Raw genomic sequence first — 24237 nt, 5'->3', positions numbered from 1 at the left:
GGGGTTTAAACCCCACCGTTGCTTCACCCGCGCTCCTGCGCGACAACAACGGTCGGTCTCTGGTTGCCGCTGGATGAAAGGCGGGGGTCACGTCACCATGCTCCGCGAGGATCTCGCCGGCCTTCACCATCATGGCGCGGTCGCTCATCATCGGAACGACAGTCAGCCGAACGCGAACAGCCTCGTGATCGCCACCGGCACCCATAGCCACTGCCAGCGTTTGACCGGCAGTTCGCGGCGCGGCCGGTGCGGGTCGCGATCGCTCCACTCGTTCAACATTCGCGAAGCCTACGCGCGGCCAGCCGATTCAGGCAACTCAATCGAGAGGCCTGTCGGTTCTATCTGTAAGGCGTGCCTGCCGGCTCCACCGCGCCATCAGCGCTCGAACAAGTCCCCCGTTATGAAAATATTCCTGACGCCGTCGCGAGGATTTGTTCCGCTCGATACCTTCCAATCGCTTGCCGACGATTAGCAACCACGAACCGGCGATAACTAGGGTGACCAGCATGCAGGCGCATAAGATTAAATCGAAGGTGCTGAACGGCATGGGACGTCGAGTCTATGACTTTTCCAATCCCGTGCAAGCACATACTGGATGGACATGGACCAGCGGGCCGCGTGAATTGTCGGCATGAAACCTGTGCAGGGCGCGCTGCGCGTTCGATCTGGTCATCTCTGCCACCGCAAAGCGAAACCTATTCGCAGTCGATCGATTCGGGCGAACTATCTAAATTAGCGACCATACCGCCTACGACCTACCGGGATCCTTGTCACCGTCAGCATCGGTTGCGGGGAGTGGCCGAATATCGTCTTTCGTCATTTTGCCCAACTGTCGCGCGTTCAGTTCGATCGTCCGCTGTTTATCGATGACAAGCGCAGCGGCTAGCGCGTCACCTGACAGTGGGTCGAGGATCCAGCCAGAGGACCCCTTTCTTTCATGAACGGGTTTTTCCAGCCTTGGTGCCGGCCTAGTTCCAGGAGCTACTACGATTGTGCGCCGCGGCGCTACCCTGGGTTGGGCTGAAGCCGGCACAACGCGTGCTATCGGAACCAACCGCTCTACCGCCGGCACTGCTGATGAGACTTGAATCGTCCTATTGCCAGCAGTCGGCTTTAACGTTTGCCCTGCCGTCAACATGTATGCCGTACCGCCTAAAATCGCCGCTGTGAGTGCGGCAACTCCAATAACGATGCCTGAGCGATCAGGGATCAAGCTCCTAGACTCGGGCTGAACATGTTTGGGCGCATACCGGTCGCGCAAATCCGCGGCCGCTGCGTGTGCAGGTGAAGGATAGAGCCGATCGAACTTTTCGATGTCCATCACTGGCTACCCGGATAACGGTTTGCAAACTTGATCACCCGTTCAGTAACGCGCAGGTGTGGCATATGGACGAGCTCACCACCTCAATCGTCGGAATCGACTTCCCGAACGAGGACGCGAGCAAGAGCAACAGGCGAATGGAGTGCATGATGTGCGCCCCGGGTGACCTGGTGGAACTGCGGCTCGAGCCGAAGAACCCGTTCGACGCGAACACCGTTGTCGTCTGGTCCGACCGCGGCACGTAGCTGGGCTACGTCAGCGCCGAGCGTGCGCCCCTCATCGGCAAACGGATGAAGGAAGACGACGCGACCGCAGTCTTCCAGGCGATGCACGGGAACGGGACCTATATCCGGATCCGGTTCGGAGGCGGGTTGCCTGCCCAGCCCCCGCCCGACCCTGACGTTAAGAAGCGACCTCCTTCCCGCCAGATGCGGCCGGCGCAGCGAGCGGTGTACGATCCCCATGCGTTCTATCCGGACGAAGAGGGACCAGAGTTCGGCGCCTAGTCAGACCCAGTCGACTGGGCGATTATGCTCGCCTATCTTCTTCTGACCGATAGCACGGCGCTGTTGAAGCCTAGCTGACCCGCATGCAGCGAGCAGTTGGTCAGATAGGGTGGATGCCGCCTCGACGTTGAGCGTCGCAACAACGCCCGGCGCCTCTATCAGCACCTTCCCCTCAGCAGCCGTGATCTCAAACGCGTCTGGTCTCAGGGTCTCAGCCAATGGTATTCACCGAAACCTAGGCAACGATCGTCGAACAGGATCGCCCGGCCTACTGCTTTGGCTCAGTACGATTGCAGACCTGCGCTCTATCCTCATGAGGAAGAGCTCGGCGTCCGGTCATTGATCGAGAATGCGCGCGTGTTCCCGCCGACATTGCTTGCTTACAATTCCACTCGTACTGACCCAAAATACACTCAGACTGAGGCATGGTTTTTGCAGTGTAAACCTAGATCCTGCAGAGGACTAACATGCTGTTTCCGCCCGATTTCAATCTGATCGACCTTGAGGCCTGTCGGCGCCATCACGTCATGCTGGCGACATTAGCCGTGACCGTGCCGGTGATGGAATTTCATATGGACCTAGCCCAATTTTACGAAGAACGAGCGATCGCGCTTCTGCAGGCCACGGGGCGGCCAGCGCATGACGGCAACTGGCGTTTGAAGCTCGTCGAGGGCTGAACGGGCTCGGCCGCGGCCACGATTCCCGGTCCGCACGCGTTATATCCCGGTGACGAACGGTCCGAGATGATGTCTCACGTTAGTCGGCAGCGGCCAACCGCTGTAGATGGTTCACGACTTCGTCGGGGAGCGGATTGGCCACGTCAAAGCCAAACTCAAATTGGTAGGCCCAAGCCACCCATCCTGAGTATCGAGCGAACGCCGGGATGTCGACCGCGAGAAATCGGCCAATCGTTGTCGGGTATCCGGAGCTGATCCGGAAGCCATGCGTCGAAACATCAAGAAGGGTCGCAGAAAACCGCTCGCCCCCAGAGGCGATCAAGAATGCAGGCAGGTGGATAGGACGCCGGACGGCGACGCGTTCATCGGTCGGGTGCCGACAGGGCTTAAGGCCTGTATACTCATGCAAATTCATCAGCCCTTCGATCGCAGAAAGGCGTGAAAGCTCGGTTAACTACATGCCACAGCGAGGCCGGTTCACGATCCCCACGCGTTCTATCCTGATGAGGAAGGTCCCGAGTTCGGGGCATAGGGAGGGCAGATTATCATGTCATCGGTGAGATCGAAGCGCGCTGCACATCCCTCCCGAAAGCCCACCATCCACTCCGTGAAGGCTCTCGACCCTTTAATATAACGGCAATCTCGGGACGTTCCGCCTGACAGGCCAACGTCCTCCCCTTCGATGAAGTATCGCGACGAGCGCAATGGGACGTTTGGATCGGGAGAAGCCGGCATATCGCAATATACTGACGACGCCGAAGGGATGCATAGGGCTTATCTGGCGGCATCCTGCAGAAATCTGGCTGCTCATTCCTCGGGAATCTATCCTGATGAGGAATGGCCGGAGTTCGACGCTTAAACACTGCGCCTACCCTCAGCTTCGCAACCGCCGGTAGGTTTTCATATCGTCAGCTCGTTTCGTAGAGGGCAAATAGCCAGGCTTTCGGAACAGCTACCCGGTGATCCTAGGCTGAAGTTCGAATACGGCTATACCAGCCACACATGCAAAATTCATTGGTATGGTATATTGCATGGTATGTGGCGGGGGTGGCCCAAAAACTTTTGTGTAAATTGAACAGCTAACGCCACTCGATATGATGGCCACCCGCTCCGCCACCTACTTGAGTTTTATGCTGAGAGATCAGCGACTTAAAGCTCTTTGCTTCGGCTGGCTCACTCGTTGCCCCACCAGCTGAATTTGCCTTGGGTTGCGTGATGCAGTCCGTCTGCTCTCTTGAACGAGCGCTTCATCCCAGACCAAGGTGACGGCAGGCATGTTCGCGCACAGCTTTCGTCGTTGATCGGGAAGGGAACATTATTCTTTGTCGGCAGCTGCTGGCCACGTGTCGCATCCTGCCGTCTTAAAGTTTTGGGCTGGTGTGACAAAGGTGAGAAAATTCCTTCTGCAGGACAGTCCACAGTCAGGCATCGATGCTCACGACAGAACCGCCATAATTCACAGTTGGCCTTGTAAATGGAAGTCGCACGTGGGGTGCTGAAGTCTATGCGCACCATCAGGACGCCAAAGCGATCAAAGATATCATCGAATCAAAATTGTTCTTCGACCTTCTAAAGCCTTGCATGAAATGAGGGGCCGGATTAACGGCGTCTTCAAGCAGACCAGGGCGGTCCGCGTCCGCTGAGTGTTGATCCCCGCATATCCGAATGATCCAGACAGCCCATTGCCTGAATACACGCCGCGCAAAGACAGCGGCCAATATGGTATGTCGTGCGGCGTCGCAGCCGCGGTGTAGGATGACTAAACTTGCCAGCTGGTCAGTGCCACCCGCCTGGTACCAGCTTGATGGTTGAAGGTGCCCCGAAAGAATACGCGTCGTCGGAAAATGGCCGCCGGTCTTTTGCGAATTTGGTGGAAAGCTGCCGGGCCGCTTTCGGTCGACGATCATAGCCTGCCGTTCGTTCAGGCGGGGAGGGCGGGCGCCCCCGGCACATCACGTAGGACCCGGCTTGACCGTTTTGGAACAGGGTTTTCGAGTCACCGTCGTCTTCGCAGAAGCCGGCGGCTCTGCCAGGAGAGTCCGGAGGCAACGCTCTGGGCACGGGCGAGCGTGTGGTATTTATCGGCAATCTTTACCAGCTTGGGCCCAAGACGGCACCGCGTACCGCGGGCATGCCGCTGATCCCGACCGGCGCGAAGCACGCGATCCTCGCCAAGGTGGTGCGCGACTGGCAGGACGCGACCCCGCGCGTGCGTACCGCGACCTTGCGGGGCTCCGACTTCGACGGTCCGGGTGTGGCAGGCGCGCATCTCGGTGCGAGTGCCTCTGGCGAGTTGGCTTAGAACAAGCCTACGCAGGTGCTGGTCGCAGCCGATACGCCGCACGACTTCGCCGAGGTTTTCGACATTGCCCGCGCCGCGGCCCTTCGCGCTGCTGCGGCCGATCGGGCTGGTGTATCGTTTTGCCATGGAGGTCGACGATGACGGCTTAACCAGGGACCGTCCCTGCATCGTCGACGGCGGCGAGTTCACCCTTCGTTTCGGTTTCGTACCGACCCCGTTCGAGCTTCGCGTGCCGACGATCGTCCACGCCTTCGTCAAGGCCGCCGGTGCGCCTGGAAGCCGGACATAGGGCCGCGCGGCCGTAAGCCAGCGACCGCGCCGACCTCTTTCCAACGGGACGAGCTGTTCGCCAAGCCGAAGCTCGGCAGAGGGGTAGGGCCGTGTACCGATCAACGATTTCGGTCGCTGTCATTCTGCCTTCACGATCGTCTCATAAGCCGCTCCGGAACTGCAGACGGGGGCGTGGTGAGCAGCAGAGCATTTCTTGTCGATGGTATCGGCAACGGCCCGTTACCCAATCACAGTCTGGCGCTGGAATATCCGGATGCCGAACTGGCGGGCGCGTTGCGGCGTTTCGTGCGAGGTCGGCTGGATCACCATGCCGATGGCGACGATGTGGTGCAGGAAACCTATCTGCGGCTGTTCGCCTATCAGGCGACCGCGCGGGTCAACGACATGAAGGCGCTCTGTTTTGCGATCGCGCGCAACCTGCTGCTCGATCATCACCGCGCCGCGCGGCGCTCCACGCATGTCGAACTCGACGAGGCGATCGTCTGCCCGCAGCCGACTGCCGACAGGGTGCTGGCCTTCCGTCGTGCTGTCGTAATCATGGCCGACGCGCTCGAGCGTATGCCGCCGCTGCGCCGCGAGATCTTCCTGCGGAAACGGCTCGACGGTCTTAGGACCGACACGATCGCCCAGAGCCTCGACATGAGCATGGCGGCGGTGGAGAAGCATGTCGTCCGCGCCTTTCAGGACCTGCGTGGCGCGCTCGCCAAGCGCGGCTTCACGATGGAGGCCGGCGCGTGACCGCCGCCAGCAGTGGACCATCGGTGAGCGAAGCCGCGCTCGCAGACGCATTGCAGACGGCGGCGAAGCGCTGCGGTCGCCTCTCGGACGAGCAGGTCCGGTCGCTCAGGCGTCGACGGCGATCCGCCATCGCGGCAGTTGCAACGGCGCCGGTCGCCATCGCCCTGCTGTTCGTGGGCGCCGGCTCGTTTATCGGCAAACCGACTGTGGCGCCGATTTCGACGCGTACGTTCGCGACCCGAGCGGGGGAACGCACGACCGTGACGCTGGCGGACGGTTCGACCGTCTCGCTCAACGGCGCGACACGGCTTCGAATTGTCTATGCGGACCGACAGCGCCGCGCCGAATTACTTGCGGGACAGGCGTTCTTCGATGTGCGGCATGACGTGGCGCGCCCTTTCGTCGTGCGCGCCGGTGCCAGCGAGACACGCGTCCTCGGCACCGCGTTCGACCTCGATGTGACCCGGACTCAGGTTGCACTGGCGGTCTACCGCGGCGCGGTCGGCTTCGATCCGGTCGGGGCGCCGCGCGGCGTCGTGGTCCGGGCCGGGTACCGCAGCGCCGTCCGCGACGGCGTGGCGGCAGCGCCGACGCGGTTCGATCCGGTGTTGCCCGACTGGCGGAAGGGCTGGATCGACACGGCGGGTATGCGCCTGGACGATCTGGTCGAAATTCTCGATCGCCAGGGGGGTGTCAGGATCGCACGTCCGGCGGAACCGCTGGCATCGACGACGGTGTTCGGACGATTTCGCACCGATCATCCGGACCAGTTTCTGAACGCGATCGGCAGCGGGTTCGGCTTCACGGTAACCGAGCGGCGGGGGACGTTGACGCTGGAAACCGCGCACTGACGAAAAACACTGTCCGGATTTGGCGGCGCCGGCCGTCTTCCCTCCGGGTGGCGTCCGATGGCGCCAAGACGGGGGAATATGATGACGCGGTTTCACGGAACGTCGGCACTGGCCTTGGTAGCGTTCGCTTTAGCCGCACCGACGGTGGCGGATGCGCAGTCTACAAGCGCACGGATGTTTGCCATTCCCGCGGGCGATCTCGCACCGGCGCTGTCGGCCTATTCGAGCGTCACCGGCATGCAGGTCATCGCCGCGCCCGCGCTCGTTCGCGGGCAGCGGACCAAGGGCGTTAGTGGGCGGCTCAGCACGTCGGCAGCGCTCGCGATGCTGCTACGCGGGACGGGTCTGCGTCCGGTCGAGAGCAACGGTGTGACTATCCTCCGCCGGGACCAGGCACCGCCGGCGCCAAGCACTGTTGGCACGCACGCGCCAGTCGTTGCGGCCACCGCTGTGCAGGCGACCACGCTCGCGCGTGAAACGCCGGAGTCCACACCGGACATCGTCGTCAACGGCTATCGCAGCAGCCTGCTGGCGGCGCAGGACCTGAAGCGTCGCGCGGTCGGGACCGAGGACAATATCGTGGCGTCGGACATCGCCGCGTTCCCCGACATGAACCTCGCCGAGGCACTGCAACGTGTTCCCGGTGTCGCAATCACCCGCGACACGGGCGAGGGACGCCAGATCGCGCTGCGCGGTCTCGGCCCCGATTTCACGCGCACGCAGCTGAACGGCATGGAGGTGCTCGGCAACACCGCCTCCGGCATGGACAACCGCGGCAATGTCAGCCGTAGCCGCGGCTTCGATTTCAGCCTGTTCGCGTCCGAGCTGTTCAACCGCGTGAGCGTGCAAAAAAGCTACGCCGCCAACCAGGACGAGGGCGGCATCGCCGGCACCGTACAGCTCTTCACCGCCAAGCCGTTCGACTATGACGGCCAGAAGATCGTGCTGTCCGCGAAGGCCCAGACGAACGATCAGACCAGCGGCGTCACCCCGCGGCTCGTCGGCTTGTTCTCGCAGCGTCAGGGCGATTTCGGCGCGCTCGTCTCGGTCGCCTATTCTAAGGTGCGCAACAACGAATATGGCTATCGCAACTGGAACTGGGGCAAGGTTACCTACGGCGCCAACAATATCGGTCCCGAGATCGACGCGGCGACACGGGCGCTGCTGCGCGGCGGCACGATCTTCGCGCCTCAGGCGCAATCGCCATCGACCTGGTACACCGATCGTGAGCGGATCGGCGTCACGAGCGCGCTGCAATATCATCCCGGCGACAATTTCAAGATCGATGTCGACCTGCTGTACGGACATCTTGCCGACAAGCGCGACGACTGGGCGATCGCGGCGGGCGGCTATAACGCGCTGACCGGCAACGTCAGCGGCACGCAGGTCATCCGGTCCGCAACGATCCAGGGCAATTCGCTCGTCGCCGCCAGCTATACCGGGATCGATCAGCGCACCGAGCATCACCGTGTCGAGAACCAGACCGACTTCTACCAGGCGGTGGCGAATGTCAGCTGGGACGTCGGCGATCGGCTGAAGCTGACCGCGCTCGGCGGCTACCAGAAGTCGAATTTCGTCCAGCCGACGTTCGACAAGATCTTCCTGCAGGCTCGCAACACCGCGTTCAGTTTCGACATGCAGCCGACGATCCCCGTGAACACCTACGGCTTCGATCTCACCAACCCGGCGAACTGGAACGTCCAACGGTTGGTGACGCAGGAGAACATGATCAAGAGCGACTATCTCAACGGTCAGCTTCAGGCGGTCTACGACCTCACGCCGATCCTGAAGCTGGAGGTTGGCGGCGAGTATAAGCGCTTCACCAACAGCGGGTATCAGTATCTCACCAACATCTTCTACGGCACCGCGGCGACCAGCGATCGCGCGATACCCGACGCGCTGAAATACGTCATCAACCGCGATAGTCTGCTCCCGTATATCGGCGGCGACATTGCCGGGATCTACGCGCTGCTCGGCAACAACCGGGATTTGACCGCCGCCAACCTGACCGCGGGCAGCGACTTTCGCATTCGGGAAAAGACCTGGGCGGGCTTCACGCAGCTCGATCTCGACACCGATATCGGGTCGATGCGGCTGCGCGGTAATGCCGGCGTCCGCTACTATCACACCGATCTGGTCTCCAGCGGGTCGCTCGCCACCGCGACCAACGGCGTGACCACGCTTCAGCCGGTGACGGTCGGGACCAGCAATGACGATTGGCTGCCCGCGCTCAACGTCGCGCTCGACATCACGCCGAAGCTGATCGCGCGTGCTTCCGCCAGTCGCAACGTCAACCGTCCCGGCCTTCCTCAACTTGCCGCAGCGGGAACGCTGACCGTGGCGCCGTTCGGTGGGTCCGTCTCCGTCGGCAACCCCAATCTACAGCCGTTCCGGTCGACTTCGGCGGAGGCGGGGCTCGAATATTACATGGATCGCAACGGCTTCGCGTCGGTCGGCTTCTTCTGGAAGGACCTCAACAGCTTCATCACGTCGGAGACGTCGCAGGTTCCCTACAGTGCGACGGGCTTCCCGGTCTCGCTGCTGTTGCCGGGCCAGGACGGTACGACGCCGTACAACTACACGCGCCCGATCAACGGGGACGGGGCCAGCATCAAGGGTATCGAGGCCGCGTTCCAGCACGACTTCACCTTCCTGCCCGCGCCGTTCGACGGGTTCGGCATCGTCGCGAACGGCACCTGGATCGATGGCGACCAGACCGCGGTCTACAACGGCGTCGTCAAAAGCATCCCGCTCTACAATCTGTCGAAATGGGCCGCCAACGCGACGCTCTACTTCGAGACCGAACGCTTCGGTGCACGTGTCTCGACCGCCTATCGCAGCCGGTATCTGACCGGCGCAGGCGGCAACGCCAATGTCGGCGACGGCATCCGCCCGACCAACAACGTCGATTTCCAGGTCCGCTACAGCCCCGCCGAGAATCTGCGCTTCGTCGTTGAGGGGATCAACGTCACCAATCGGCCGATCGAGCAGTTCACCGATCTCTCGACCGACCGGACGCTCGTCTACACCCGCAGCGGCCGCATCTTCACCTTCGGCGTGACGACCAGTTTCTGAACTCCTCGTCCGCGGCGTGTTCGCCGCGGACGAGAGCGTACGGCGTACCTCACGACATCCTGCAACGGGAGTTTGTATGAAAAACCATGTTTCGACGAGCCGGCTATCCCTGATGATCGGCACCGCCGCCGCCATGCTGGTGGCGCAGGCGACGCCCGCATTCGCACAAGGCTGGCCGGCGCCGGTCTCGCCGCTGCCCGAACGTGCCACCGCGCTCGACAAACGCTTCCAGCCTGCGATCGACTTCGACACCGACGTCTGCTTCAACGTGCCGGCCGTGGACGCGGCAGGCTCGATCAGCCCGGCGGCATCCACTTACGCCACGCGACCACCGGCATCGTGCCGCAGCGCTAGCTATCGCACGCAGAGCAACGTCTATGCGCGCAGCCGCTGTAACAACGGCTATTGCGGGCGGGTCTACAGCTATTTCTGGCAGTCCGATTTCTCGCACGCCTATGACTGGGAATCGATCATCGTCTGGACCACCGACCAGGGCACCGGCAGCCGCGTCGTCGGCGTCACGCGCGGCGATCATGGCAAATGGGATACGCGCAGCGGCGATCAACTCCGCTTCGTCAGCGACTCGAGCGGCGAGCACGCGAAGCTCGTCTTCCATTACGAGACCTGGGGCTTCTCCCATCTGTGGCGCTTCTCCAAGACCGACGGCGGCGACGAGCCCGCCGAGAACGGCACCGGGCAATGGCTGATCCAGCCGCTGGTAAGCTGGAACGGCTACCCGTCGGTCGGGGTCAGGAACGCGGTCTCCAATTACGATTTCAAGGGCGCGAATTTCGACAATAAGGACGCCCGGTTCGCAGGCACGCTCGCGGCCGCCAATGCGAGCGGCATAGCCCCCGGGTTCAACGCCAACGTCGATGCCGGCGGTGACTCGCCGGGATGCCCATCAGGCTCCACCATCTGCTGATCGATACCCTGCGCCGCCAATGTCCCGGCGGCGCAGGGTGCTTGGCGCTGTGGAGGCCGCATGCAAAGCGTTCGTTCCCGATCCGGTGCGGTGTTGCTCGGCGGCTTGACGTCGATGGTCGTCGTGAGCGGAATAATTGCCGGATGGCATCCTCGCGCGCGCTCGGATCCGGCAACGGGGATCGTCGTGATCCGCGGTGCGCCGGTTACCGCCGCCAAGGCCGTACCGCTCAGCTCGATCAGGCCGACCCGCGTCGCACCGACTGCAATGCCAGTCGAGACCGCGGTTGCGGACCTCCGCCGTGCGTATCCCCTGCTATCCGAGGTCGCAATGGAATGCCGGGCCAGGCAATGCTCGCTGACCGCGACGATCCGCCCGCTGGTGTCGCAGAATGATCTGGATAGGCGACAGGAAATGTTGCTCGGCGGACTGGCGGCCGCGCTTGCCGAGGACGGCTATCGCATGGCGGTCCCGTTCGACATGGATGAGGTGGCGGACAACACATTCCATATCCGTGCGCACGTAACGGCCGATGATCATCCGTGACCGGCGCCCTTTGCTTCGGCCCTGCACCGCTCCGCGTCCGGTGCAGGCGCTTTGATCTCGGCGAGTTCCGATCGCGCCACGTCCATCTCACGCCTGAAGTCCGGCGAGGTTTGGAGCATCGCGACCAGCACCGATCCTGCCATATAGCCCGCCTCGACCGCGCTTCGGCTGTGCGATCCGCAGATGTAGCGGCTCTCGCCATATTGGCGTCCACGGCGCAGGATCCGGGTGGCGCGATCCGGCATCAGTTCGGCGAGGATCAGCGCGGCGGACCACCCCGAAGTCGTGTGGCCCGACGGGTAATCGCCATTGCCCGCCAGATGCGCGGTCTTGGGTTCGCAGATCGGCAGGTCGTCCCTCAGGTACGGACGCTTGACGGCAAAGCCATCCTTGGCGCGGCCGACCATGCCCTGGTCGCTCATTCGCGCGAAGATGCGGGTGAGGGCAGGGGACGACGTCGTATCGAGCTTACGGCCGATCGCGCAGGCGAAGACGGTGAAGCGGTCGTCGGTGACGTCGCGGGTCGCCATTTCGCCCCGCGGCGTCCCGAGCAGCGCGCGCGTTTGCTGGAAGGTTGCGCGGTCGTCGGCATCCTGCGGCGAACCGGGCCTGGGCGGGGCGGGCAGGACCTGCATCAGGTCCGGCATCGGCTGGTTCGCGAGATAAGCCGCGGGACCATCCGCCGCGCCTGTCAGCGCGAGGACCGCGAGCAGCGACAGGCTGCGGATCACTTTGCAGCGCCTTCCAGATCGCCGCAGCCCTTGGGACGGCGCACGGGGTTGCAGCGCGCGACCAGACCGCCGGGCAGGGCAACGTGATAGCCGCCGGCGAGCCGCGGATCGGGCCAGAGATAGTCGGTCGAGACATATTGCGCGCCGCCCGCCAGTGCGGTGTTGCGAGGAACGATGTCGTTGGCACGAGCCTCGCGCGTGTTGGCATCGGCCCGCGTGCGGACGATGAACCCGGTAGCGACGTCGCGGCGGATCCGGTCGGCATCGCGGACCGGGTCGTTGAGCGTCAGATAGGCGGCCGCAGGCGAGGCTTCGTCGGTGTTGATGAAGAACACGCGCCCCTCGAGCGAACGCCGCTTGCCCCGGTACACCGCGACCTTGGCGGGCGGCTCGTCGAGCGCGAACAGGAATTTCCCGCGCGAGACCTCCAGCAACGGCCAGTTGTCCGCGAGCACCGCGTCGCGCAACGTCGGATAGCGACCCTGCACGTCGTCGGGCACGATCAGCTTGCCGGGCGCCATTACCGAGCGGATTTCCGCGTCGAGCGCATCATATGCCGCCGTCTCGAACGCCAGCGCATCGATCCCGCCGCGCGCGGCGTTGCGCTCGTCCTTGGCGTTGAACATCAGCAGGATTGGCACGTGACGCGGATGCTTTGCCGACCAGTCGCGGATGATCGTCAGGCATTCGGTCAGCAGGACGCAGCTCGATGCGTTGTCGATGCCGGGGATGTGCAGCACCTTGAAGCCCGGCCGTCTGAGCTTCGGATCGTTCGAGCCGCGCGCGTAATGGCCGCCCTGCGGATCGTAGTTCACGTCGATCTCGAGTTGCCGGGCGCCGGCATCGAGTTGTTCGGTCAGGCTGCGATGCGAGTAATCGAGCGCATCCGCCATCGCCGGATCGGCCGCACGGACCTTCGCCATCGTCGCGGCGGGCATCGGCTGTTTATAGCTGTTATGCGTGCCGATCACCGCCACGTCGTTGATCCGCAGCGGCGGCGCGGTATCGCGCGCCATTGCCGTTTGGGTAAGAAGGCCGAGGGTCAGCCCCGCCAAGATCGATCGCTTCACGGATACTCTCCCGATCAGAATTTGAACAACACCGAACCCTGCACCGCGCGGCCGAAGATCGGTCGGGCGAGGATCACCGCACCATCCGCCGCCCCCGGCACGAGCTGCTGTCCGCCGCCCTGGCCCAGCCCGAGTGCATTCGACAGGTTGGTGCCCTTGACCTGCACGGTGACGTTCTGCGTCACGTCCAGCTCGGCACTGGCATTGAACACCGAGAACGCCGGCAGCTTCACGAGGTTGGAATCGTCGTTGAACTTGTCGCCCTCATACCGCCATTCGCCCAGCACGCGCAGGCGGCCGCCGATTAGCGATACGCGCGGGCGGATGCTCGCCATCACCTTGGGCATGCTCGACGGGCGGTTGCCGTCGAACGAGGTGGTGACAGGCGCGCCGGCGACGATCGTGTTGTAGGTATAGTTCTTGAACTTCGGCTCCTGGTACGTCGCGGTCGCCGAGACGTCGAACCAGCGCACCGGCTTCAGGTTCGCTTCCAGCTCGACTCCGGTCGTGCTGACGTCGCCGTAATTGATCTCCTGGACGATGCGTAAGCTAGCCGGGTCGATATACGTGTTGGTGAACTGCACGTCCTTGAACGAATTGTAGAACAGCGTGGCGTACAGGCTGCCCCAGGGCTTCTGGAACTTCACGCCCGCCTCGGCCTGTTCGATCGACTGGCTGCGGATGCCGGTCGGCAGCACGTTGTCGCGGTACTGGCCGATCTGCGGCAGGCGGTAGGTGCTGGTGTAGCGCCCGAAGATGCCCGCCTCGGGGATGAACTGCCAGTTCGCGCCGATCGTGTAGCTGTGGTCGCTGAACTTCGGGTCGAAGCGGTTGAACACGCCCGAGCCGTACAAGACGTTGTCGTCGGCGAGGGTGTCGGGATTGCCGAGATTGAAGCTTTTCACGCCTTCCGAATAGCCATGGATCCAGATCGTCTCGTAGCGAAAGCCGCCATCGACGCGCAGCTTCGGCGTGACCTGCCACTCGTCGGAAATGTAGAACGCGACGTCCTCATACCCGCCATAGGAATGCGCGAACCGTGCCTCGTAGCGCTGAATGCCGGTGTCGGTGACGCGCCCGACGACCTGCCCGCCCGCGTTGACCGCGACGATATCGAGCAGGCGTGCGTTCGGCGCGACTTCGGTCAGGCCGACGCCGTCGTTGCGATCATGCGCCCAGTCTGCGGTGGTGCCGTACAGGCCGAGCTTCACGTCGTGTCGACCGATCCCGGTCTCGTAGACATGGCCGAGTTCGATCAGGCCCATGGTCTCCTTGATCGGATTCTGGATCGACTGGAAGGTGTTGACCCCGACCAGGCCGTTGCCGTTCGCATTGGCGCCATACGCACTGCCATCGTCGTTATAGACCAGCCGCACGTCGGTCGCGCCGCGGCCTGCGAACGCCTTGACCGCGTTGGCACGGACCGAGGACAATTGCGCCGCCTGCGTGTTGAGGCTGTTCAGCCCACGCGCGTTGCGATCGGTGGTGGAGTCGCGATAGCGGAACCCGCCGCTGATCGTCGTGCCGTCGTCGAACTCGGTATTGCCCTTCAGCGTGAACTGCAGGTCGCTGGTCTGGTTGAACAGGTTGAACTGCGCCTTGCGGATACCGTCGGGCGTCTTGATCTGGACGCGACCGTCCTGCGGTCCGGTCAGCGTGTCGTCATGGCCGTTGAACGGCGCGAGCGGCTTCAGATCGTCGCCGTTGCGCACCAATGGGATGGCGTCGAAGAAGAAGTTGTTATCTTCCATGTACTTCACGCCGAACGAGATGCTGCCCCGCGCGAAATCCTTGGAGATCAGCACGCGGCCCTGGCCGCCGTTGTTCGCCGCCGGCCCCGGATCGCGGATGCCCTGGTCCTTGTTGTAATAGCCGCCGACCGAAAAGCGCCACCCGTCCGCAATCGGCCCGCCGAGCCACGCGTCGCCGCGGATTTGGCCGTAATCGGACGTCGTCAGCTTGAGCAGGCCGCTCAGCTGCGGCGTGCCCTTGCGCGGGATGAAGTTGACGAGGCCGCCGGGCGCGTTGGCGGCAAAGATCGAGGAGGGGCCGCCGCGGACCGCCTCGATCCCCGAATAGGTCTCGTCGATGCGGAGGAACTGGTCGACATTGATCCAGTTGATGCCGGGATCATGCTGGATCGGCAGGCCGTCCTCGTACACCGCGAGCGACTCGTAGCCGCCGCGCGGGATGCCGCGGACGCGCGTGTTGTTCGCACCGACGCCGCCTGAGGAATCCGCCCACACGCCCGGGATCTGCTGCATCGCCTCGGCCAGGTTGCCGATCGCTCGCTCGCGAAGGTCCTTCTCGCTGATCGTGGTGATCGAATAGCTCGCATCCACCTTCTTCTGCGCGACGGTGCCGAGGCGGCCCGTAACCAGGATCTCATCTCCGGAACCGGCATCGGGCGCCGACATAGTGTCTTTTTGTGCGATCGGCGCTGATTGTGCATCGACCGGGCCGGTGGCGACGGCGATGGCCATCAACGCCGCGGTCCCCCGCAGTATCGTGATCGTCTGCATGGTAACTCGAACCCCAATGTGTCCCGGCCTTACCGGCCGACGTGTCCACAGCGCTATGGGGGCGGGCTATGACGGCGGGACTACGGTAACATTACTGTCCCATGATGATTGCGTGACTGGACGGTGACGGGTGTCATTCCTGGCCGCCTTTAAGGGGCGCGGTTTCGCAGCGGGATTGCAAACGCTGCTGTCACAAATGGGTAAGATGCTCGCTGTAGCGACAACTCACAAATCTTCGCTCGAACGCGTTACCAGTCTGGGACTCGACCAATGACAAGAACCGGAAGCACCTCCGAACGCACGTTGCGTAAGGATGTATTGGCAGCGTGCTGTCTGGCCGCCGGTCTGGTGGGGAGCGGCGCAGCGTCCGCTCAAGCGCGACCCGTAAAGCCCCGCAACGTCATCGTGTTCCTGGGCGATGCAGGCGGTCTGCCGACGCTTAACGCCGCAGGCATCCTTGCGCACGATAAACCGCAATCCCTGTACATCCAGTCGATGCCATATATCGGCTTATCGGACACTTCGTCGCTCAACCGCTGGGTCACGGACTCCGGTGCGGGCATGACCGCGATCATGACCGGGCGGAAGACGAACAACGCGATGGTATCGGTCGTGCCGTCGGGCTCGGGCGGCGAAGTGAAGCCGATCAAGACGTTCCTCGAATACGCCGAGCAGCACGGTCTATCGACCGGGGTCGTCACGAACATGCCGATCTGGGATGCCACCCCGGCAGCGTGTTACGCGCATGTCGCGTCCCGCAAGGACAAGGACGAGATTTTCCGTCAGATGTTGGCGCCCCGCTTTGGCAACGGTGTCGACATCCTGATCGGCAAGGGCCGCAAGGACGCGGTCGCGTCCTTTGGCAAGATCCAGCAGACGCCCGAGCAGGCCTTTACCCAGGCGGGGTATCGCTACGGTTCGGATCCGGCGCTCGTTCGCACTGCCGCACGGGCCGCCGTTCTGCGCGACGACGATTACGCGCCGTTACCGGCCGTCGAGGCAACGATCGGCCAACTCGCGCGCAACCCCAAGGGCTATTTCCTGATGGTCGAATGGGACATGCACACCGATAACCCGCAAGCGGGGCTGCGCCACGTCGTCGAGATGGATGACATGATCCGCCGCGTTACCGCCATTGCGGGCAAGGACACGCTCATCCTGTTCACGGCCGACCACAGCTTTGGCCTGCGTATGTCGGGCGGCGATCGTGACGCACCGCTCGCCGAACAGTTTGCCGCAGCCGCGGCCAAACCAGGCGCCACGATCGCGAGCAACGACGTGATCGGGGTCCAGGACGGTCATACCGGCGAGGAAGTTATCGCCGCTGCCTCGGGGCCAGGGGCGGAGACTATCCATGGCTTTTTCGCAAACACGCATCTGTTCGACGTCCTCCTGAATGCCATCGGATGGACGAAGGAGTCTTGAGCGATTTGCCGTCGCGAGGCGGCAACGCGGTCATGGAAGAAGGGTTGTCCGGATCCAGGCTGTGGAAGAACCTGGTGGCGTACCGCGGCTTCCTTGCGGTGATCCGGATCTGGTGGAGGGGTGAGGCAGCCTGACGCGAAACGGCGTCACGCGGATGAAACGTGACTGGTCTAGCGACTGCCGGTGAACTTACGGTCCCTGTCGTCGTCGATGCGCCTCCCAACCAGCTTGACGGCGACCGCGCCGGGCATCGCCGCGTTCTGCGTGTATTTTGCGATGTACGGGTTTCGCAAGCCAATCGCGGCAGCAGGGTTCGACGGCGTGCCGGCCGTGTTTGCCGGGCTCGACTACAAGACGGCGCTGATCCTGTCCCAAGCGGTCGGCTATGCGCTGTCGAAGATGATTGGCGTGCATGTCGTGTCGGTCCATCGGCCGGAGCACCGCACGCGCCTGATCCTGTCGCTGGTCGGCGCGGCGTGGGCGGCGTTGTTGCTGCTGGCGCTGTTGCCTGCCCGGTTTGGCCCGCTGGCGATGCTGCTGAACGGGTTGCCGCTCGGGATGATCTGGGGACTGGTGTTCAGCTATCTGGAGGGGCGGCGCAATTCGGAGGTGCTGGCGTCGATCCTGACCGCGAGCTTCATCTTGTCGTCGGGCGTGACGCGGTCGGTCGGCAGCCTGTTGCTGGAGCACGGCGTCAGCGCGTTCTGGATGCCGGCGCTGACCGGGCTGATCTTCACGCCGCTGCTGTTGGTGGGCGTGGCGGCGCTGACGCGTTCTCCCCCGCCGGATGCGGCGGACTCGATCGCGAGAGGGGTGCGTGGGCCGATGGATGCGGCAGCGCGGCGCGCGTATCTAAAGCGGCATTGGGTGCCGGTGACCGCTTTGGTTGTGGGCTATACGATGCTGGCGGCACTTCGCGACCTGCGTGACAATTTCGCGCCCGAGCTGTGGATGGCGCTCGATCACCCGGCGACGCCTGCGCTGTACGTGGCGACGGAGGTGCCCGTGGCGGTGATTGTGCTGCTCGGCCTGGCGATGCTGGGGCTGGTGCGCGACAACCGGTATGCGGTGGTCACGATCCACGGCGTCATCATGGCGGGCGCCGTGATCCTTGGCGGATCGATGCTGGCGTTGCGCGCAGGGGCGATAGGGCCGGTCACCGGTATGATCCTGACCGGCGTCGGTATCTACCTCGCCTACGCCCCGTTCAGCGCGATCCTGTTCGACCGTATCATGGCCGCCAGCCCTTCGCCGGGCACCGCCGGGTTCCTGATCTATCTGGCGGACGCGTTCGGCTATTCGGGCAGTATCGGTCTGTTGCTCATGCGGAGCACGACCGCCCCCGGGCGGAACTGGCTCGGGTTGTTCCTCGATGCCGGCGTGCTGACCGGCGCCGCGCTGCTGGTGCTGACGTTCGTCTCGGCATTCTGGTTCGTCCGCCATCCGCCGGCGCGGTGAGGGCGATCAGAGGGTGTGGAGCCGGACGCCGGCGCGTGTCGCGGCATCGGCGATCGCCGGTGGCGCGGGAAGGTCGGTAACGAGATCGTGGACCTGCGCGAAGTCGGCGACATGGACGGTGCCGGCGCGGTCGAACTTCGCCGCGTCGGCGACGACGATTACTCGGCGCGCGCCATCGAGCAGCGCGCGTTTGTACGCCGCTTCGTCGGGTTCGAAATCCATGAAGCCGCGCTTCGCCTCGATCGCGCCCATCGACAGGATCGTCGCGTCGGGCGAGAAGCCGCGCGAATATCGGATCGCCTCCGCGTCGAACGTCGCCCGGTAATCGACGTTGACCGCGCCGCCGGCCAGGAAGACGCGGATCCCGTCGCGACCGAGCATGTCGCCCGCCACCTCCAGGTTGTTCGTGACGATCGTCAGTCGTCGCCGATCGGCGAGTGCGCGCGCGACCCAGCACGAGGTGGTGCCCGAATCGATCAGCACGGTCATCCCGTCCTCGATCAGCGTCGCCGCTTGGCGCGCGACGGCCTGCTTCGCGTCCGCCTGCGCCTGCATCCGCAACCGGTATGGCGCTTCCAGCCTGTTGTCGGGAAGCTTGACCCCGCCATGCACCTTGTACGCGCGGCCGCTCGCCTCAAGTTGCCGCACATCGCGCCGGATCGTCTCGTCCGATACGGCGAAGTGATCCGCGAGCATCGTGATCGAACACGAGCCCCGCGCTTCGAGCAACGCGACTAGACTGGCGATACGATCCGACTGCGTCACACGGCTTCTCCTGTACGGCCTGTTTCTCCGCATCTCCCGTTGGGTACAAGCCACAAAATACCAACAATATCCACACGATGTCACAGCCATGTCACACGGCGCTTGCAAGGGCTGCGTCACAGGATGCCCGGCAATGCTCGGACCGTGGCAAGGGGAAGACGACATGACCAAGTGGATGATGGGGGCTGCGATCCTGGCGATCGCGGCGACGACGAATGCGCGCGCGCAGACGACCGTAACGCCGTCCGCGACGCCTGCTGGCGATCCAGAACAGCCGCGCAGCGACGAGATCGTCGTGACCGGACAGTCGACGGCATTCGCTAACACGCGCGTGACCGCGCCGATGATCGACCGCCAGTCCGCGCTCGCCAGTGTCAACGACGTCATCAACGAACTGCCCGGCGTGTTCGTCGCGGAGGGTGACGCTTTCGGCTCGTCCGACTGGGCGACCTCGATCAGCATCCGCGGCTTCAACAGCGGCGGCGGCGGCGGCCAGCAGATCGGCTCGACGATCGACGGCCTGCCGAACGGCGGCTCGGGCTATGGCGGAGGATCGCGCGCCAATCGGTATATCGACGTGCTCGATCTCAAAACCGTCAACGTGTCGCAGGGCACTGCCGACATCTCGTCGCGCTCCAACGAAGCGCTCGGCGCGACGCTGGACTATGTGACCTCCGATCCGACCACGGACAGCCGGTTGCGCTTCACTGCCGCCGGGGGTGATTTCGGTGCGCGCAAATTCTACGTGCGCGGCGATACCGGCACCATCGCGCCCAATACTACCGCCTATGTCAGCGCGTCGACCTCACGCGTGCGCGACTGGATCGGCGGATCGGGCAAGACGAGCCGCGACCATATCGACGCCAAGGTGTTGAGCCGTGTCGGTACGGTCGACCTGACAGGGTTCGTCTCGTACGACGATGCGGATGAATCTGAGTTCGGATCGGTATCGCCCGCGCAGTTCGCGAACGATCCGAACCATGACGCCTATACCGACAGCTGGACCGGGCTGCCGTACGTCGACCAGGCCTATCGCCCGACCTCGCGCGCGCTGCGGAAGAACCTGTTCGGGTATCTGAAGGCCCGTACCGAACTCGGCGAAGTGAGGCTGCAGGCGGCGGGCTATTATCACCGGATGCGCGGCCGCGGCGATTTCGCGCCGCCGTACCTGGTCGATGTCCGCAACGATGGCGTCGGCAACCCGGAGAGCGAATTTGTCGGTGGCCCGACGGTGCGCAGCAGCGATGCGCTCGGCAAGATCTACTTCGTCACGCCCACCGGTGCGGCCGCGACCATGACCGTCGGCTGCGTCGGCACCAGCGGCGTGCCCGCCGAATACTCGCCGACCTGCTACGCATCCAACGCGACGCCGGTCATGTCGTACCGCCACACCCACTACGAGAACGACCGCATGGGCTTCACCAGCGACGTCGACTGGCAGCATGACTTCGGCGTGGTGCAGAACCAGTTCCGTGCGGGTTTCTGGTTCGAGCACAGCCGCGCCAACCAGCTTCGCGACTGGCACAAGATCACCAACGCGCGGGTCGGGCCAGCCTTCGACGGCACGCCGTATTACGTGCAGTTCAGCACCGACTACGGGCTCGACGAAGTGATGTATTATGCCGAAGACGCGGTGACTTATGGCCCGGTCACCGCACGGCTCGGCGTCAAGCAGTTCTTCCTTGATCAGAGCCGCACCGAACTGCTCGGCAATCTGAGCGCGACGTCGATCCAGTCGCATTCCGATCCGCTGATCAACGCCGGCCTGACCTATGCGACGCCGTTGCAGGGCATGGAGCTGTTCGCCGGCTATTCGCAGAACTTCGCGGCGATCGGCAACGGCCCCCTCGGACAGCCGCCTGAGACGATCCGCAACCTGCGGCCGGAAACCGCGAACAACATCGAGATCGGCGCACGCTACAATACCGGGCGGATCCAGGCGTCGCTGACCGGCTACGGCATCAAGTTCAAGAACCAGATCGTCTCGATCTCGTCGAACCTTGTCACCGGGATAGACTATCTGGAACAGCAGGACAGCGTCTATCTGAACGTCGGCGGGGTGAAGAGCCGCGGCATCGAGGCGGCGCTGGCCTACCGCGTGCTGCCACCGCTGACGCTGTCGGGCAGCTTCACCTACAACCACGCGACCTATATCGGCACCGGCGACGTTGCACAGGATGCCGATGTCGGCGTGACGCCGGGCCAGCAGGTGATCAATTCGCCGCGTACAATGTGGGTGGTTTCGGCGGACTACAAGAAGTCGATCTTCAAGGCGGGTATCGCCACCAAGTTCGTCGGCGACCGCAATATCGACACGCAGGGCAAGGCCCAGGCCGGCAGCTTCACGCTGGTGAGCGGCTATGTCGGCGCCGATCTTGAGGCGGTGAGCGAGCAGCTCAAGGGCGTGTCGTTCACGGTGCAGGCGACCAACCTGACCGACGAACGCTATCTGTCGAGTGCCGATGGTGGCTCGGCGTTCCTCGGCACGCCGCGGACCGTGACCGCGTCGCTGTCGCTCGACTTCTGATCTGAAATGGGCATGGTTCGTCGGCGTTTGCGGACCATGTCCTTCACTTGTGGATTGCCCCGATGACCGACGTTTCCCGCCGTTCGCTGCTAGGTGCCAGCCTTACCGGGGCCGCGCTGTCCGCGTTTCCCGCGGCGATCGCGCGGGCGGCGGCGATCGCACCCGACGTGAAGACCGGGTCGATCATGGATGTCGAGCATGTCGTCATCCTAATGCAAGAAAATCGCGGCTTCGATCATTATTTCGGGTCGTTGCGCGGCGTTCGCGGGTTTGCCGACCGGTTGCCGATCCCCGTGCCTTCGGCGGCCGATGCGACGAAGCCCGCACCAGTCTGGTATCAGCGCGACCGGACGGCGGCCGGCGGCGCGCGCACCGTCCTACCGTTCCATCTCGCCACGCGCACGAATTTCGACCTGATGCGGATGGAGGGCACGCCGCACAGCTGGCCCGATGCGCAGCGCGGGTGGGACGAGGGCCGGATGGCACACTGGCCCGAGGCGAAGAGCCAGCGCGCAATGGGGCATTACCGGCGCGAGGACATCCCGTTCCAGTTCGCGCTCGCCGAGGCGTTCACGGTCTGCGACGCGTATCATTGCTCGGTCCAGACGGGCACGAACACAAACCGCCTGTTCCTGTGGAGCGGCACCAACGATCCCGGCGGCACGATGGGCGGTCCCGCGATCGGCAATTCGCACGACAGCTTTCCCGAGGATGGCGGTAATGCCGAACCATACCGCTGGACGACGGTGGTCGAGCGTTTGCAGGCCAAGGGCGTCGACTGGCGCATCTACCAGGACATGGCGGACAATTTCACCGACAACCCGCTGGTTGGTTTCGCGGCGTTTCGCGACGCGCACCAGGGTAGCGGGGATCCTGCATTACGTGACCGTGCGCTGACGACACGCGGGCTCGACATGTTGCGGGCCGACGTGCTCGCCGGGCGACTGCCGCAAGTGTCGTACGTGATCGCCACCGCGAAAGGCTCGGAACATCCCGGTCCGTCGAGCCCCGCGCAAGGCGCCGCCTATACCGCAGAGGTGCTCGACGCGCTGACCGCGGATCCGAAGGTCTGGGCGCGGACCGCGTTGCTGGTCATGTTCGACGAGAATGACGGCTTCTTCGATCACGTCCCGCCCCCTGCGCCGCCATCGCGTTCGGCTGACGGCACGCTACTTGGTGGCTCGACGGTCGATCTGGCCGGCAGCTATCACACGGAACCGAGCAAGGGCGATGCGGCGCTCGATCTCCCCACCTATCGCGGTCGTCCCTACGGACTTGGCCCGCGCGTGCCGATGTACGTCGTGTCGCCGTGGAGCCGGGGCGGGTGGGTCAATTCGCAGATGTTCGATCACACCTCGGTAATCCGCTTCCTCGAAAAGCGGTTCGACTTCCACGAACCCAACATCGCACCGTGGCGTCGCGCGGTCTGCGGCGATCTGACCTCCGCGTTCGACTTCACCGCTGCCGACCCTGCGCCGTTCGCCGCCATGCCCGATCCGCACGCGGATGCCGTGCGGGCTGCCGCGATCCCCAAGCAAGTAAGCCCGCAGGCGCCGGCTGGTTCATCGCCTCCATGGCAGGAACCCGGGATCCGTCGTGCCCGCCCGCTACCTTATGCGTTGACCGTCGGCGAGACGATCGCCGATGGCGCGATCACGCTTCGCTTCGCCGTGGACGGCACGCAGGGCGCAGTGTTCCACGTCTATGATCGGACCAACCTGACCCAGACGCCGCGCCGCTTCACGGTCGAGCCCGGACGCGCATTAAATGGGCGCTGGCCGTTCGATCACGAAGGCCGCTACGATCTCTGGGTGCTCGGTCCGAACGGGTTTCACCGACACTTCATGGGGCACAGGGACGATCCCGCACCGTTGTCCGAGCTGGTCTGGCGCGCAACCACGACCGAGATGACATTGCTTCTTCCCGCCGGGCACCGCACGTCCGAGCTGATCGCGCGGACCGAACGCATCGGCGCGACGACCCTGGTGACGCCGCTGACCGAAGCCCAGCGTAGCTGGCCGCTAAGCCAGAGCCATGGGTGGTACGACATCACGATCGGTGCAGCGAAAGTCCCCAACTATCTAAGGCGGGTATCAGGGCGCATCGACGCCCCCGGCCGAATTACGTGTAGCGATCCGTTCGTGATGGTTCCGCGGGTCTGACCCTCGTCAATTAGTCTCGGCAAGACCGTGCATTCCGCAACCGGGTTTTGCGGACATCGGATACGTCGCTTAGGCTGGGTTGCGATCGGACCGGGTGACCCTGGCTGGGAAAAGCTTTCGGATGCCTACGGCAGCGCTGTCGACATCCCGGACCTGTTGGAAAAAGCCACAGCCCTTTTCCGGGGGTGGATTGGCACATGGCATTGACGACGCCGATTTCCATACGACCGAAAGGTCATATCGCGCCTCGCATGACCGGGTGGAATGAGGGGTGCGCCGGACGACGACACGGCGCGACGATTTCTGATCTTCGGCCTCGGATGGTGGCCGCGGCGGATCGTTGCG

At 63.9% G+C, this 24237-nt stretch carries 17 protein-coding genes; 13 read left to right on the top strand and 4 right to left on the bottom strand.

What is annotated here, in order from left to right:
- The first annotated feature begins 1386 nt into the window (after positions 1–1386).
- From C8J46_RS07210 to C8J46_RS07170, 9 genes are all read left to right on the top strand, one after another.
- A complete protein-coding gene (locus C8J46_RS07210) occupies positions 1387–1566 on the top strand; it encodes a hypothetical protein (protein ID WP_132736798.1) in 180 nt (59 codons plus the stop codon).
- A gap of 728 nt (positions 1567–2294) precedes the next feature.
- Positions 2295–2504, top strand: coding sequence for a hypothetical protein (locus C8J46_RS07205; RefSeq protein ID WP_132736795.1), 210 nt, complete (start codon positions 2295–2297; stop codon positions 2502–2504).
- Positions 2505–4575: 2071 nt separating this feature from the next.
- Entirely contained in the window at positions 4576–4806 is a 231-nt protein-coding gene (locus C8J46_RS07195; protein ID WP_132736790.1) for a hypothetical protein, read from the top strand.
- Positions 4807–4870: 64 nt separating this feature from the next.
- Complete coding sequence (locus tag C8J46_RS20765; RefSeq protein ID WP_165886482.1) at positions 4871–5095, top strand: hypothetical protein; 225 nt, start codon at positions 4871–4873, stop codon at positions 5093–5095.
- 176 nt (positions 5096–5271) lie between these two features.
- Positions 5272–5835: an RNA polymerase sigma factor gene (locus C8J46_RS07190; RefSeq protein WP_165886481.1), complete on the top strand. Its 564-nt coding sequence runs from the start codon at positions 5272–5274 to the stop codon at positions 5833–5835.
- On the top strand, positions 5832–6686 hold the full coding sequence (locus C8J46_RS07185) for a FecR domain-containing protein (protein ID WP_132736786.1): 855 nt from the start codon (positions 5832–5834) through the stop codon (positions 6684–6686). Before C8J46_RS07190 ends, C8J46_RS07185 begins: the two co-directional genes overlap by 4 nt.
- Before the next feature lie 81 nt (positions 6687–6767).
- A complete protein-coding gene (locus C8J46_RS07180) occupies positions 6768–9761 on the top strand; it encodes a TonB-dependent receptor (protein ID WP_132736783.1) in 2994 nt (997 codons plus the stop codon).
- 112 nt (positions 9762–9873) lie between these two features.
- Entirely contained in the window at positions 9874–10686 is an 813-nt protein-coding gene (locus C8J46_RS07175) for an NPP1 family protein (protein ID WP_165886480.1), read from the top strand.
- A gap of 60 nt (positions 10687–10746) precedes the next feature.
- On the top strand, positions 10747–11232 hold the full coding sequence (locus C8J46_RS07170) for a hypothetical protein (protein ID WP_132736778.1): 486 nt from the start codon (positions 10747–10749) through the stop codon (positions 11230–11232).
- Here the strand turns inward: C8J46_RS07170 and C8J46_RS07165 are convergent.
- From C8J46_RS07165 to C8J46_RS07155, 3 genes are read right to left on the bottom strand one after another with little or no spacing between them, the layout of a single operon-like run.
- Complete coding sequence (locus C8J46_RS07165) at positions 11223–11963, bottom strand: phosphatase PAP2 family protein (RefSeq protein WP_132736775.1); 741 nt, start codon at positions 11961–11963, stop codon at positions 11223–11225. The genes C8J46_RS07170 and C8J46_RS07165 overlap by 10 nt on opposite strands.
- The gene (locus tag C8J46_RS07160; protein ID WP_207894121.1) at positions 11960–13033 is read right to left on the bottom strand and encodes a phosphatidylinositol-specific phospholipase C1-like protein; all 1074 of its coding nucleotides are present in this window, start codon (positions 13031–13033) and stop codon (positions 11960–11962) included. The genes C8J46_RS07165 and C8J46_RS07160 overlap by 4 nt, the downstream gene beginning before the upstream one ends.
- Before the next feature lie 14 nt (positions 13034–13047).
- Complete coding sequence (locus C8J46_RS07155; protein WP_132736772.1) at positions 13048–15555, bottom strand: TonB-dependent receptor; 2508 nt, start codon at positions 15553–15555, stop codon at positions 13048–13050.
- A 303-nt stretch (positions 15556–15858) separates the two neighbouring features.
- Here C8J46_RS07155 and C8J46_RS07150 point away from each other — a divergent pair, with 303 nt between their 5' ends.
- The gene (locus tag C8J46_RS07150; RefSeq protein WP_243643253.1) at positions 15859–16980 is read left to right on the top strand and encodes an alkaline phosphatase; all 1122 of its coding nucleotides are present in this window, start codon (positions 15859–15861) and stop codon (positions 16978–16980) included.
- A gap of 183 nt (positions 16981–17163) precedes the next feature.
- Positions 17164–18438, top strand: a complete 1275-nt coding sequence (locus tag C8J46_RS07145) for a DUF5690 family protein (RefSeq protein WP_207894120.1) — start codon at positions 17164–17166, stop codon at positions 18436–18438.
- Positions 18439–18444: 6 nt separating this feature from the next.
- On the opposite strand, the gene C8J46_RS07140 is transcribed toward C8J46_RS07145, so the two are convergent.
- Entirely contained in the window at positions 18445–19203 is a 759-nt protein-coding gene (locus C8J46_RS07140; RefSeq protein ID WP_243643252.1) for a DeoR/GlpR family DNA-binding transcription regulator, read from the bottom strand.
- A 163-nt stretch (positions 19204–19366) separates the two neighbouring features.
- Here C8J46_RS07140 and C8J46_RS07135 point away from each other — a divergent pair, with 163 nt between their 5' ends.
- Complete coding sequence (locus C8J46_RS07135; RefSeq protein ID WP_132736763.1) at positions 19367–21730, top strand: TonB-dependent receptor; 2364 nt, start codon at positions 19367–19369, stop codon at positions 21728–21730.
- Between the two features lie 62 nt (positions 21731–21792).
- Positions 21793–23892: a phospholipase C, phosphocholine-specific gene (locus C8J46_RS07130; RefSeq protein ID WP_132736760.1), complete on the top strand. Its 2100-nt coding sequence runs from the start codon at positions 21793–21795 to the stop codon at positions 23890–23892.
- Positions 23893–24237: the final 345 nt, after the last annotated feature.

Origin of the sequence: Sphingomonas sp. PP-F2F-A104-K0414, from assembly GCF_004340945.1 — a bacterium.
In the GTDB taxonomy this organism is placed as follows: domain Bacteria; phylum Pseudomonadota; class Alphaproteobacteria; order Sphingomonadales; family Sphingomonadaceae; genus Sphingomonas.
The sequence above is the reverse complement of the archived record's forward strand: the minus strand, read 5'-3'. Positions and strand labels throughout refer to the sequence as shown.